This is a genomic window from Stenotrophomonas sp. 107298_Sma, assembly GCF_056480345.1.
Window position 1 is genome coordinate 4,141,757 of record NZ_CM151094.1, and the last position, 12,412, is coordinate 4,154,168.

Consider the following 12,412-nt stretch of genomic DNA (forward strand, 5'->3'; position numbering starts at 1 on the left):
TCTGCGCGGTGCGGTCGTCGCCGCCATCGCCTGCCCTGCTGCCTGACGGAGCCCGCGTGACCGAAGCCTCGATACCTGCACCGCTCACCTCTGACTGGCAGGCGCTGCCAGCACGCGCCGCGCGCCTGGCAGCACTGGAAGGCGCATTCGGCGGCCTGTTCGTGCCGGGCCTTCCGCTCGCAGCGGCCTGGTGGTTCTTCGATCTGCCCGCCGGCCTGTGGGGCGCCGTGGTCGGGCTGCTGGTGGGCATCGCCTTCGGCGCCTGGCTCGGCCGCCGGCGCCTGACCCGCACCCGCTGGCGCCTGGATGCGCAGGGACTGGGCCTGCGCCGCGATCTGATGTGGCAGCTGGAAACGCGCATTCCCATTTCGCGCGTACAGCACCTGGACCTGCGCCGCGGTCCGCTGGAACGCCGCGCCGGGTTGGCCACGCTGATCGTGCACACCGCCGGTACCCGCATGAGCGCGGTCACCGTGAGCGGCCTGGACGAGGCCGATGCCGAGCGCCTGCGCGACACCCTCTCGCACCAGCTCGACCAGGACGCCGACGCCCTGTGAGCCAGCCGCCACCCCTGCCCGCGTCGCTGCCCAACGGTGGCGAGGATCATCGCCTGCACCCGTGGTCGTGGCTGTTCGTGCTGCTGATGCAGCTGCGCCACTACTTCCTGCCGCTGGTGGCGCTACTGGTGTTCGGCCAGCGCGGTGACCGCGATCCGATGTGGGCCCAGCTCATTCCACTGTCGGCAATTGCCGTGCTGGTGCTGGTATCGGTGCTGCAGTACCTCAGCTATCGCTACCGCATCGGCAGCGATGCGATCACCGTGCGCAGCGGCCTGCTGGCGCGCAACCGGCGGGAAATTCCATTCGCCCGCATCCACAACGTGGAAGTGCGGCAGAACCCGCTGCATCGCCTGTTCGGCGTGGCCGAGCTGCGCCTGGAATCGGCTGGCGGCGTGCGTCCGGAAGCGGAGATGCGGGTACTGAAGCTGGACCAGGCACTGGCATTGGAACGGCTGGTGCGCCAGCGCGGACAAGCACCGCAGGCTGGCGACGTGACCACATCCGGGCAGGTGGCCGACGCTGACAGCGAACATGTGCTGCTGCGCCTGTCGAGCTGGGACGTGGTGCGCATGGGCCTTCTCTCCAACCGCGGCTGGGCGCTGGCGATCGCCGCGTTCGGCGTGCTGTTCCAGACCGTGCCGCGGCCGGTGATGGACGACGCCCTCCAGCGCGGCGGCCGCGAGGCCTTCGGCTATGCAAGCCACCTGCACCCCGGCGTGGCCGGCGCCTTCCTGCTGCTGGCCGCGGCCTTGCTGCTGGGCTGGCTGGGACTGCGTGCGCTGTCGGTGGTGCTGACCCTGCTGCGCTACCACGGCTTCACCCTCAGTGAGCAGGAGCGCCGCCTGACCGTATCGGCCGGACTGCTCAGCCGCACCCGCAGCAGCGTGGCGCGGCGCCGCATCCAGGCCTGGACGCTGCGCGAAAGCACCCTGCATCGTTGGTTCGGCCTGCGCCAGCTGCGCATCGACAGCGCCGCTGGTGGGCCGTCTCGCGATGAGGACCGCGCCCTGCGCGAACTTGCGCCGCTGGCGTCCAGTACGCGTTGTGAGCAGCTGGTGCAGCACCTGCTGCCGCAGCTGCAGTGGCCGCCGCTGCAATGGCACGCCATTCCGCAGCGTGGCTGGTGGCGGTTGTGCCTGGGCGCGCTGCTGCTGGTGCCCCTGCTGGCCGCGGCCGGGTACTGGCGCTGGGGGCCCTGGGGCCTGGTCGTGCTGGCCTGGCTGCCGGTGGCACTGCTGGTCGCGCACCGGCAGATGGCGCGCATGGGCTGGTACCTGGACGATCAATACGTCGCGGTGCGCGGCGGCTGGTGGAAGCGCTGGTGGCGCTGGGCCGAACTGGACAAGGTGCAGGGCCTTCGCCTGCAGCGTTCGCCGCTGGACAAGCTGCTGGGCACCAGCAGCCTGCAGCTGGACACCGCCGGCGCACATGGTGATGTGGCGCTGACCCTGCACCATCTGCCGCGCGCGCAGGCGCAGCAGGTGATGGAGCAGTTGGCTGCGGCGCTGGCACGGCGCAAGCTGCGCTGGTGATGGCAGGGTCGGATTCCGGACATGTAGCAGGTAGTGCCGGCCGCTGGCCGGCAATTGCAGACATTTCCCGGGTTGCCGGCCAGCGGCCGGCACTACCTCAACGCTGCGACCGGCCCCAATAACCCAGGTCCTTGCGGATCTGCAGATCGCGCAGCCAGGTGCCGAACGGCTTGCGGCGCAGCGCGCCCATTTCGCCAGCCAGGAAATCCTCGGTGGCGGTGATCACCCGCTCGCTGGACAGGCCATCGCGATACGGGTGGATGGTATCGGCGTAGCGCACGATCTCCGCCTGCAGCGCGGCGTCCGGATGCAGCGCACGCTGCAGCATTGCCGGCAGCTGCGCCGCATCGTCGAAGTCGATCATGTGCGGTTTGGGCACGCGGTTGCGGAAGGTCACCACCGGCTTGTGCTGGACGATGAACTCCGAAACGATCGACGAGGTATCCGACACCAGCACATCGGCAGCACGCTGCGCGGCCATCACCTGCTCAGGCTCGATGAAACGGGCATTGGCACCGGCCAGCGCACGGTAGCGCTCGAACAGCTCCGGCGGGCACTTGGGGTGCAGGGTCAGCAGCCAGTAGCGTTCACCGGCGGCGATGTCGGCAGCGATCTGCGCATGCAGGTGGGGGGCCGCACTGAGTCGCTCGGTGAAAGTCGAGCCAAACAGGATCACCGGGCGCCCATCTGCCGGCGCGCGCAGCGCAGCGCTCTCGCCGCCATCGTCGCGGAACAGCGGGTCCAGCTTCGGCCAACCGGTCTCTGCCACCGCGAAATGGCCCTGCAGGGCGGCGATCTCGCGGAACGGCGCGGTGGTCGCCGGGCCCTGGGTGCAGTACAGGTCGAACATGCCGCGCACCCGGAAGTGGCCGCGCGCACTGTCCCGCTTCTCCACATTGAACCCATGGAACAGCTGCACCTTGGCCCCGGACAGGAAGGTCGGCACCCAGTTGGCCGCGCTGAACACCGCTCGCGGACGCATCGCCAGGGCCTGCTTCAGGCCGATGTTGGGCACCCCCGGCAGAGCACTGCCCGCGGCGCCGTCCTCGAACCAGGCTGCCACCTCCTGCCCGGAGGCGTGCAAGGCCTGCGCCAACGGGGCGAGAATAGGCAGCGCATAACGCTCCGTCGCAAACAACAGGTACCCGGCCATCATGTCCTCCACGACCGCTCCCATCGAACGGCCTCGCATCTCGGCCTGCATTATCGCGTTCAACGAGGCTGGGCGCATCGGCGACTGCCTGGCCTCGCTGCCCTTCTGCGACGAGATCGTGGTGGTGGACTCGTATTCCACCGATGCCACCGTGGCCATCGCCGAGGCCGCCGGCGCCCGGGTGCTGCAGCGCCCGTTCGAGGGTTTCCGCAGCCAGAAGGCGTTCTGCGTAGAACAGGCGACGCACGACTGGGTGCTGTGCCTGGACGCCGACGAGCGCATCAGCCCGGAACTGCGCGCGGCCATCGAACAGGCCCGTGACGGTGGCTTCACCGGCCATGCTGGCTACCGCTTCGCCCGCCTGTCGGAGTACTTCGGCAGGTTCCTGCGCCATGGCAACGCCTACCCGGACCGGGTGATGCGCCTGTTCGACCGCCGCAAGGGGGGCTGGCGCGGCAAGCGCGAGATCCACGAGGCGGCCAGTGTCGACGGCAGCGTCGGCACCCTGCAGGGCGACCTGATCCACTACCCCTACCGCTCATTGCAGCAGCAGCTGGCCAAGACCGAGAAGTACGCGCGGATGATGGCCGAGCACGAATTCGCACGCGGCAAGCGCGCCACCCTGGGCAAGCTGGTGCTGGCGCCCGCCTGGCGGTTCTGGCGCGGCTTCCTGTTCCGCGGCGGCTTCCGCGACGGCTGGCATGGCCTGGTCTACGCCTATGTTCGCGCCAATTACGTGCGCCAGAAGACCATCATGCTGTGGATGCTGGGCAACGGTCAGGCCGTGGCCGACCCGGCGGTCCGCCCGGACCGGCCCTGAGCCTGCTGTGTCACACTGCCCGCGCGTTGCCTGAAGACTCCCCCATGAAAATCCTGTACACCAACTTCCACTACGGCGACGGTGGCGGCCACACCACGTACATCGTCTCGCTGGCGCGTGCGCTGCATGGCCAGCACACGCTGCATGTCGCTGCACCGGCCGACAGCCGCCTGCTGCGGACCGTGGCCGACGAGAGCATCGCCAGCACGCTGCCACTGGCCTTCGGCAGCGGCCTGCCCACCCTGCCGCAGCAGCTGGCCGAACAGCGCGCGCTGCGCCGGCTGGTCCGCGATGAAGGCATCGACCTGATCCACGTCAATGGCGCACGCGACCACCGCTTCGTGATGCAGGGCCTGCTCGGCATGCGCCACCCGCCGATCGTGCTGACCAAGCACAACAGCAAGCCGACCGGCACCTTCGGCAATGCGCTGCGTGCACGCTGGGCAACCGATCGCGTGATCGCGGTATCGGCCGACACCAAGCGCCTGCTGCAGCAGGGCCCGTACCGGCGCTGCCCGATCGATGTGGTGCGCAATGGTGTCGATCTGGAGCGCTACTCGCCGCTGCCCTCCGGAAGCGGCCACGCGCTGCGCCAGCAATGGACGCAGGATCCGCAGGCGCTGGTGCTGGTCAGCAATGCCGGCACCGACGATTACAAGGGCTGGATCGACCTGGGCCAGGCCATCGCGCGCCTGCCCGATGCGATCCGCCCGCACGTGCACATGGCGGTGGCCGGCCATCTGCCCAGCCCGCAGCAGCGCGAACAGGTGCAGGCCCTGGGGGAAGTCGCTGCGCAGGTGCACTTCACCGGCCTGCTGGCCGATACCCGCGTGTTGATCGCCGCCGGTGATGTCGGCTTCGTGCTGTCCCACGATGTCGAGACAATCTCCTTCGCCTGCCGCGAGATGATGGCCAGCGCCAAGCCGATGCTGGTCAGCGACTACGCGGGCCTGCCGGAAAACATTGAACAGGGTGTCGATGGCTGGGTTGTGGCCACCCGCAACATCGACGCCATCGCCGCACAACTGCAGGCGTTGTATGAGCAGCGCGATACGCTGGCGGAACACGGTCGGGCGGCGCGTCGCCACGCAGAGCGTGAGTTCGGCCTGCAGACGTTCGCTGATGCCACGCTGGCCAGCTACCAGGCTGCGCTGGCCGGGACCTGAGCGGCGGCACCGGCGCGCTCAATCCGCAGCGCCGGGCCCTGCAGGCGCCGCTCCCGTTCGAGTTCCGCCGCCGATGGCCTGCAGGGGCCCATGATCGCCGGCGTCGGCACCAGCCACCAGCGCCGCCGATTGGAGATACCGGCCATTTCCGCGCGCGACCGATCAATGCACGCCTGCATCGCATCCTCGTTGACCAGCAGCCAGCGTCGTTGCGGAACCAGCCGTTGCCAGCGCACAGCGGCCTGCAGTTGTTCATGCCAACGCTCCTCGAAGCCGAAGGTCGCCGCCGGGCGATCAGCCATCAACAGGTTCTGCTCCTTCCACGCCACCAGTCCAAGCTCGGCCTCCGGGCCGATGCGTGCACCGACTTCGCGCATCAGGCCACGTGCCGAACTGGAATCATTCAGCACCGGATAGCCCAAAAGGCTGTACAGCACCCAGACGGCAGCCAGGGTCGAGACCAGGGCGTAGTGATGGCGACGGCGACCGCACACCCACAGGCTCAGGGCCGCCCAGATCCCCATCGCCAGCGCCGCCCATGCCAGCGCATCGATGGCGCCGGGTGCCAGGCCGCGACCCTGGGTCAGGCGCACTTCGAAGGCCGGATCGCCCAGCAGCGCCAGTGCCCCGGCCACGACCAGCGCCGCAGCCAGCAATCCGGTGAATGCCGCCAGCACGCCCTGAACATCACGCCGCCTCAGCAGCCCCGGCAGCAACGGCGCCAGCGCCAGGCAGAACATCGGCAGTGCCGGCAGGATGTAGACATCACGCTTGCCGTGGGGAATCGAGAAGAACAGCACGACCAGCAGCCACCAGGCCAACGGCAGCAGGTAGCGCGGGTCGCGGCGGCGCAGGCGCCGGCACCAGGCCGGAACCGCCCAGGGCAGCAGCAGGAATGCGGGGATCCACAGCGACGGCATGATCCCGAGGAAGTACCACCACGGTTGGTGATGGTCCCAGGATTGCGTATAGCGCTGCGCGGTCTGCCGGAACAGGATGTCTCCCGCGTAAGCACGGTACTGCTCCGAGCCCGTCGCCAGGCCAGCCAGCAGCATTGGTACCAGCCACAGCGACAACGCCAGCAGGAACGCCAGTGGTGCCAGCCAGAAGCGGCCCTCACCCACATGCAGTCGCACCCTTGGCCAGTGCAGCGCCGAGGCGATCGCCGCTGGCACGATCATCATCAGCGCGAGCACGCCCACGCCTTTGGTGATCACCCCGATGCCGGCGAAGAACCAGCCCAGCCACCACCAGCGCCAGGCCGGGCCCAGCAGCAGGTGTCGCAGCAGGCCGTAGTTGGCCAGGGTGATGAACAACACCACCAGCGGATCGATCTGCGCCTTCTTCGCCTGGAAGGTGAAATGCAGTGCGAACAGCAGCGCCCAGCCCGCATACAGACCGACCTGCCGCGTCCACAGCCGTCTGCCCAGGTCGATCACGCACCACAGCGTACCGAGCGCCGCGATCAGCGAGGGCAACAGGAAGGCAACCCGCCAGTGGCCGACCAGGCTATACAGCGTGGCCTGCCACCACATCAGCATCGGAGGCTTGTCCGAATACAGCTCGGTGCCACGCTGCGGGAACAGCCAGTGGCCACTGTCGACCATCTGTTTGGCCACCAGCGCAAAGCGTGGCTCGTCAGAGGGCCACGGATCGCGAAGGCCCAGCCCGGCCCCCAGCACCAGCAGGGCCATTACCACCAACAACCCGGTCTGGCGTGACGCGGGGGATTTCAGCATGGGCCTCGAAGCGGCAGCGGGGTCAGGCTGCTTTTAACAGACGCGCGTAGAAGAAACCGTCAGCATCGTCTTCACCCGGCAGTCTCTGCCGCGCCACACCCTCGCAATCCACGCCGAAGGTGTCATCAAGTGGCTGCGCGAGCGCGTCCGGATGCCACTTCAGGAACGCTCGGACCTGGTCGATGTTCTCGGCACGCAGGATCGAGCAGGTGGCGTACAGCAGCACGCCGCCCGGGCGCAGCATCGACCAGCAGGCTTCCAGCAAACGCGCCTGCACGCCGACCAGCGCATCGATGTCCTCGGCGCGGCGGTGGAACATCACATCCGGCTGACGGCGGATCACGCCGGTGGCCGAGCACGGCGCATCCAGCAGGATCGCGTCGAACGGCACGCCATCCCACCATGAACCTGGATCACTGGCATCTGCGGCCAGGGTCTGTACGTGCTCACCCACGCCGGTGCGGATGTAGGTATCGCGTGCGCGCGCCAGGCGACGGGCATCGATATCCAGTGCCAGCAGGCGCAGGCTCGGATCGCGTTCGAGCAGGTGCGCAGACTTGCCACCGGGTGCCGCGCAGGCATCCAGCACGCGCGCACCAGACGCCGGCGCCAGGGCATCGGCCGCGCACTGCGCGGACAGGTCCTGCACCGACAACGCGCCTTCGGCGAACCCCGGCAGCTGGTTCACCGCAACGGGGACCGCCAACCGCAATGCATCTGCACTGAGCGCACTGGCTTCGGCAGCAATACCGGCCTCGGCCAGCGTTGCCAGCACCTTGTCGCGGCCGCCATGCTGGCGGTTGGCCCGCAGCCACAGCGGCGCGGGCTGCAGGCTGGCAGTGAAGACGGCCTCGGCCTGGGCCGGCCAGTCGCGTTCAATCGCATCGGCCAGCCATTCCGGGAAGGCATCGCGTGCGGGCTGCTCCGGGAAACCCTCGCGCTGTGCACGGCGCAGGATCGCGTTGACCAGGCCGGCCTGGCGCTCGCGACCCAGCGCACGCGCGGCATCGACCGTGGCCGACAGTGCCGCATGCGCAGGCAGTTCCAGCACATCCAGTTGGGCAAAGCCCACCATCAGCAAGGTACGCAGGTCGGCATCGCGGGCCGACAGCGGCTTCTGCATCCAGCCCTGCAGGGCTGCGTCATAGGTGCTGCGGCGGCGCAGGACCGCGAAACACAGCGCTTCCAGCAGTGCACGGTCGCGGCTGTCAGCCAGCTTGGGCAGCGCCCAGGCCAGTTCGGCCTTCAGCGAACGGCCGCGGGTGAACACCTGCGCCAGCACGCGTGCAGCCAGCATGCGGGTGGCTGCGCCCGGCGCCGCCTTGGCGACGGAAAAATCGTTCTGCTTCGACACCGCTTATGCTCCCACGCGCAGGTCGCGGCGGGCGTTGAGGTAGTCGGCGGCGGTGATCGCCTTGCCACCTTCACGCTGCAGCACGCGCAGGCGCAGCGCGCCCTGGCCGCAGGCAATGTCGATACCGTCGCGGCTGGCCGCCAGCACCGTGCCCGGCGCCTGGCCATGGGCCAGATCCAGCGCCACTGCGCCATGGATGCGCACGCGTTCGCCAGCCAGGCTCGCCTCGGCAATCGGCCACGGGTTGAATGCACGCACGGTGCGTGCCAGCGCGCCGGCATCCAGTGCCCAGTCCAGCCGGGCCTCGGCCTTGTCCAGTTTGTGCGCGTAGGTCACGCCCTGCTCCGGCTGCGGCCGCGCGACCGGCTTGATGCCCGCGCGCAGCAGGCCCAGGCCGTCAGACAGCACCTGCGCGCCGAGTTCGGCCAGCTTGTCGTGCAGCTGCCCACCGGTATCGGTGGCGGCGATCGGCAGTTCCTGGTGCAGCAGCACCGGGCCGGTATCCAGGCCGGCCTCCATCTGCATCAGGCACACGCCGGTCTTCGCATCGCCGGCCTGGATCGCGCGCTGGATCGGCGCGGCACCGCGCCAGCGCGGCAGCAGCGAGGCATGCACGTTCCAGCAGCCGTGGGTCGGAATGGCCAGCACCGCCTTGGGCAGGATCAGGCCGTAGGCCACCACCACCATCAGGTCCGGCTGCAGGTCGCGCAGCTGCTGCTGGGCGGCCTCGTCCTTCAGCGATTCCGGCTGGTAGACCGGGATGCCACGGGCAACGGCTTCCAGCTTGACCGGCGATGGCGCCAGGCCACGGCCACGGCCGGCGGGGCGATCAGGCTGGGTGTAGACAGCGACGACCTCGTGATGACGCGCGGCCGCGCGCAGCGACGACACCGCGAATTCCGGCGTACCGGCAAAGACAATCCTCATGGCTACCCCACTTGCAGGATGGATTCGTGCAGGAAAGAAAAACGGCGCCGTCGGCCGGCGCCGTACAGCCCGCGCTTGCCGCGCAGGCACGGGCCACCCCAAGGGCGGCCCGGATTGGCGATCACGCCACGTGCTTGCGCTGCTTGGCCAGCTTCTTGCGGACCATCTCGCGCTTGAGCGGCGACAGATAGTCGATGAACAGCTTGCCGTCCAGGTGGTCCATCTCGTGCTGGATGCAGGTGGCCAGCACTTCACCGGCTTCCAGCTCCTGCTGCTGGCCGCTGCGGTCCAGGTACTTCACGGTGATGGTGTCGGCACGGGTCACGTCGGCGAAGATGCCCGGCACCGACAGGCAGCCTTCCTGGTACACCCGGCCTCCGTCCTTGGCGACGATTTCCGGGTTGATGAACACATGCGGTTCATTCTTTTCTTCACTGACGTCGATGACCATGAAGCGCTTGTGCACGTCCACCTGGGTGGCGGCCAGGCCGATGCCCGGCGCGTCGTACATGGTCTGGAACATGTTGTCGATCAGTTCCTGGAAGGCCGGCGTGGTGACTTCGGCAGCGTCGATCAACGCAGCCTTGGTACGCAGGCGCGGATCGGGGAACTCGAGGATGGGGAGAAGAGCCATGGCAATTTCCGGATTGGGGGCCGGCACGCCGGCATACGTCGCAGATTCTAGCTGCAACGCTTGCCTTGCGCCCCGGTTTCTGGACTATAGTGCGCGGACCTGTTGGGGAATCAGGGCTTCACACCTATGTTGCTTCGTTTTCGTACGGTCGTCGCCGCGGCGATGCTGACCGTGGCTGCCTATGCTACCGCCGTGGAAGTGAATGGCGGGCACCCGGACACCTATGTGGTCCGAAAAGGGGATACGTTGTGGGATATCGCCGCACGTTTCCTGCAGAAGCCTTGGCTGTGGCCGGAGATCTGGCAGGCCAATCCGCAGATCGCCAATCCGCACCTGATCTATCCCGGTGACGTGCTCAGCCTGGCCTATCTGGACCGGGTGACCGTCGCAGCCAAGCCCGGCCCGCGCCAGGAAGCTCCGATCGACGCCATTCCGTTGGCCCAGGTCGAGCCGTTCCTGAAGCAGCTGAGCGTGGTCGACAGCATCGAGCAGCTGCCCGCCGTGGCCGGCCTGGAAGAAGAACGCCTGCGTGCCACCAGCGGCCACGCCGTCTACGTGCGCCTGGCCGACGCCCAGCTGGGCCAGCGCTGGGCCGTGGTCCGCCCGACCGTGCGCTACTCCCAGCCCAAGCCGACCGAGGACCTGACTGCCAATGGCGACGTCACCCCGGGCAGCGGCAACCTGTGGCAGGCCTACAGCGCGCCCAACCACCGCCGCGGCGTGCTCGGCTATGAGCTGGCCCAGGTCGGCACCGGCACCATCACCCGGATCGCTGGCGGCAAAGTCCAGGCATCCACCCTGGTCCTGGACAGGAACGAAGGCGGCCGCGAAGTACGTGTCGGCGACCGCCTGGTCCCGATCGAGGCCCGGCCCTACGACCTGCAGTTCGTGCCGCATGTGCCCGCTGCCGGCGTCGAAGGCGTCGACGTGCGCGTGCTGGCAGTGACCGACATGTTCACCGCCGGTGGTCCGCGCGACGTGATCGCGATTTCGGCCGGCCGCGCGCAGGGCGTGGACAACGGCACCGTGTTCTCGCTGTGGCGGCCAGGCCGCCATGTGGCGGACCGCATGAAGTACCCGACCTCGTCGCGTATGGACGATGCCCTCAGCGGCAACGTTGGCCGTGTTGCGCTGCCGGATGAGTACGCCGCGCACGCGATGGTGTTCCGTACCTTCGACAACGTCAGCTACGCACTGGTGATGCAGGGCGTGAAGCCGGTGCGCGTGGGTTACAACGCACTGCATCCGGACGCGAAGTAACCGTTGCCGGGCTGCCCCGGCCACCCCAGGTAGTGCCGGCCGCTGGCCGGCAGCCACCTCCGGGAAAACCTGACGATCACACGCGAAGGCGCCCTAGGGCGCCTTTGTTGCATCTGGTCGATAGTGGGGAATGACCAAGCAAGCTGAAGAGGCGCTGCTGCGCCTGGTGATGGCGGGGGGCGCATTGGCGCAACGGCGGGCGCTGCTGCAGAGCCAGGGCGATGCGAGCGCGGCCATCTCGCTGGGCGTGGCGGGATGGCGTGCACATGGCTGCACCCCGGAACAGTGCGCGGCATTGGAGCGCCCCGATACGCGGACCTGGGCGGCGGGCCTGCGCTGGCTGCTGGACGACAACCACCATCTGTTGGCCTTCAACGATCCGGCCTTTCCTCCGTCCCTGCTGGACGTCCCCAACCCGCCACTGGCACTGTTCGTGGCCGGCGACCCGAGCCTGGCCTGGCGCCCCTCGGTGGCGCTGGTCGGCAGCCGTTCGCCGACGCCCGGTGGGCGGGCGCTGGCGACACGCTTTGCCGGCTGCTTCGTCGAAGCCGGACTGGCGGTGACCAGCGGGCTGGCCGCCGGTATCGACGCCGCCGCCCACCTGGCCGCGCTGGAGGTCGGCGGTTGCACCGTGGCAGTGATCGGCACCGGCCCCGACCGGGCCTACCCGGACAGCCATGCCCGGCTGCAGGCGCGGATCGCCACAGAAGGCGTGGTGCTCAGCGAGTACCTGCCGGGCACGCCGGCACGCCCAGGCCATTTCCCGGCGCGCAACCGGCTGGTGGCCGGGCTGGCGCTGGCCACGGTGGTGGTCGAAGCAGCGCAACGCTCGGGCGCACTGATCACGGCCCGCCTGGCCGCCGAGGCCGGGCGCGAGGTCTGCGCCCTGCCCGGCTCGGTGCTCAATCCACGCGCGTCGGGTTGCCACCGGCTGATCCGTGAAGGCGCAGCGCTGGTCGAGCGCCCCGAGGAAGTGCTGGAGCTGCTGGCCCCGGCCCTGCGCCAACAGCTGCCGGGCTTGCAATCGCGGCTGGCCACCCCCACTGAACAGGCACCGCCGGCGCTCCTGCCGGCGCGCTGGGCCGACGACCCTGACTACCAGTGCTTGTGGCGGGCCCTGGACCACAACCCAAGCGGTATGGATTCACTGATCACGCGCTGTGGATTGACGGCGTCACAGGTGTCCTCCATGCTGCTGGCCATGGAACTGGCGGGAATCGTGGTGTGCGTACACGGCCGCTACTGTCGAACTCCCTAGTTTCTTCAC

Annotated in this window: 11 protein-coding genes; 6 read left to right on the top strand and 5 right to left on the bottom strand. The window is 68.8% G+C overall.

Annotated features, from left to right (window positions below):
- Positions 1–56: 56 nt before the first annotated feature.
- Both ACZK2G_RS19205 and ACZK2G_RS19210 read left to right on the top strand, forming a co-directional pair.
- Positions 57–557: a PH domain-containing protein gene (locus ACZK2G_RS19205; RefSeq protein ID WP_046983414.1), complete on the top strand. Its 501-nt coding sequence runs from the start codon at positions 57–59 to the stop codon at positions 555–557.
- Positions 554–2,092, top strand: coding sequence for a PH domain-containing protein (locus tag ACZK2G_RS19210; RefSeq protein ID WP_046983415.1), 1,539 nt, complete (start codon positions 554–556; stop codon positions 2,090–2,092). Before ACZK2G_RS19205 ends, ACZK2G_RS19210 begins: the two co-directional genes overlap by 4 nt.
- A gap of 97 nt (positions 2,093–2,189) precedes the next feature.
- Here the strand turns inward: ACZK2G_RS19210 and ACZK2G_RS19215 are convergent, their stop codons facing one another.
- On the bottom strand, positions 2,190–3,248 hold the full coding sequence (locus tag ACZK2G_RS19215) for a CDP-glycerol glycerophosphotransferase family protein (protein ID WP_136638575.1): 1,059 nt from the start codon (positions 3,246–3,248) through the stop codon (positions 2,190–2,192).
- Between ACZK2G_RS19215 and ACZK2G_RS19220 the strand changes: the two genes are divergently transcribed.
- Entirely contained in the window at positions 3,247–4,065 is an 819-nt protein-coding gene (locus ACZK2G_RS19220; RefSeq protein ID WP_136638542.1) for a glycosyltransferase family 2 protein, read from the top strand. The genes ACZK2G_RS19215 and ACZK2G_RS19220 overlap by 2 nt on opposite strands.
- Positions 4,066–4,109: 44 nt before the next feature.
- Entirely contained in the window at positions 4,110–5,231 is a 1,122-nt protein-coding gene (locus ACZK2G_RS19225) for a glycosyltransferase family 4 protein (protein WP_046983418.1), read from the top strand.
- Here ACZK2G_RS19225 and ACZK2G_RS19230 read toward each other — a convergent pair.
- From ACZK2G_RS19230 to def, 4 genes are all read right to left on the bottom strand, one after another.
- Entirely contained in the window at positions 5,204–6,970 is a 1,767-nt protein-coding gene (locus ACZK2G_RS19230) for an ArnT family glycosyltransferase (RefSeq protein WP_046983419.1), read from the bottom strand. The two genes, ACZK2G_RS19225 and ACZK2G_RS19230, sit on opposite strands and share 28 nt — an antisense overlap.
- A 22-nt stretch (positions 6,971–6,992) precedes the next feature.
- On the bottom strand, positions 6,993–8,324 hold the full coding sequence (gene rsmB, locus ACZK2G_RS19235) for a 16S rRNA (cytosine(967)-C(5))-methyltransferase RsmB (protein WP_136638543.1): 1,332 nt from the start codon (positions 8,322–8,324) through the stop codon (positions 6,993–6,995).
- A 3-nt stretch (positions 8,325–8,327) separates the two neighbouring features.
- Positions 8,328–9,251 (bottom strand): methionyl-tRNA formyltransferase, encoded by a 924-nt coding sequence (fmt, locus tag ACZK2G_RS19240; RefSeq protein ID WP_046983421.1) that lies wholly within the window; start codon positions 9,249–9,251, stop codon positions 8,328–8,330.
- A gap of 121 nt (positions 9,252–9,372) precedes the next feature.
- Positions 9,373–9,885: a peptide deformylase gene (def, locus tag ACZK2G_RS19245; protein WP_046983422.1), complete on the bottom strand. Its 513-nt coding sequence runs from the start codon at positions 9,883–9,885 to the stop codon at positions 9,373–9,375.
- Between the two features lie 126 nt (positions 9,886–10,011).
- Between def and ACZK2G_RS19250 the strand changes: the two genes are divergently transcribed.
- Positions 10,012–11,145 carry a LysM peptidoglycan-binding domain-containing protein gene (locus ACZK2G_RS19250; RefSeq protein ID WP_046983423.1) on the top strand — a complete coding sequence of 378 codons (1,134 nt, stop codon included), beginning with the start codon at positions 10,012–10,014 and terminating at the stop codon, positions 11,143–11,145.
- A 130-nt stretch (positions 11,146–11,275) separates the two neighbouring features.
- Positions 11,276–12,403 carry a DNA-processing protein DprA gene (gene dprA / locus ACZK2G_RS19255; protein WP_478474140.1) on the top strand — a complete coding sequence of 376 codons (1,128 nt, stop codon included), beginning with the start codon at positions 11,276–11,278 and terminating at the stop codon, positions 12,401–12,403.
- The last annotated feature ends 9 nt before the right edge of the window (positions 12,404–12,412 follow it).

Excerpts from the sequence above, each read along its gene's own strand:
- ACZK2G_RS19220 (WP_136638542.1), top strand. The coding sequence starts at position 3,247 with ATGTCCTCCACGACCGCTCCCATCGAACGGCCTCGCATCTCGGCCTGC.
- ACZK2G_RS19215 (WP_136638575.1), bottom strand. The coding sequence starts at position 3,248 with ATGATGGCCGGGTACCTGTTGTTTGCGACGGAGCGTTATGCGCTGCCT.
- ACZK2G_RS19225 (WP_046983418.1), top strand. The coding sequence starts at position 4,110 with ATGAAAATCCTGTACACCAACTTCCACTACGGCGACGGTGGCGGCCAC.
- dprA (WP_478474140.1), top strand. The coding sequence starts at position 11,276 with ATGACCAAGCAAGCTGAAGAGGCGCTGCTGCGCCTGGTGATGGCGGGG.
- fmt (WP_046983421.1), bottom strand. The coding sequence starts at position 9,251 with ATGAGGATTGTCTTTGCCGGTACGCCGGAATTCGCGGTGTCGTCGCTG.
- ACZK2G_RS19250 (WP_046983423.1), top strand. The coding sequence starts at position 10,012 with ATGTTGCTTCGTTTTCGTACGGTCGTCGCCGCGGCGATGCTGACCGTG.
- def (WP_046983422.1), bottom strand. The coding sequence starts at position 9,885 with ATGGCTCTTCTCCCCATCCTCGAGTTCCCCGATCCGCGCCTGCGTACC.
- ACZK2G_RS19230 (WP_046983419.1), bottom strand. The coding sequence starts at position 6,970 with ATGCTGAAATCCCCCGCGTCACGCCAGACCGGGTTGTTGGTGGTAATG.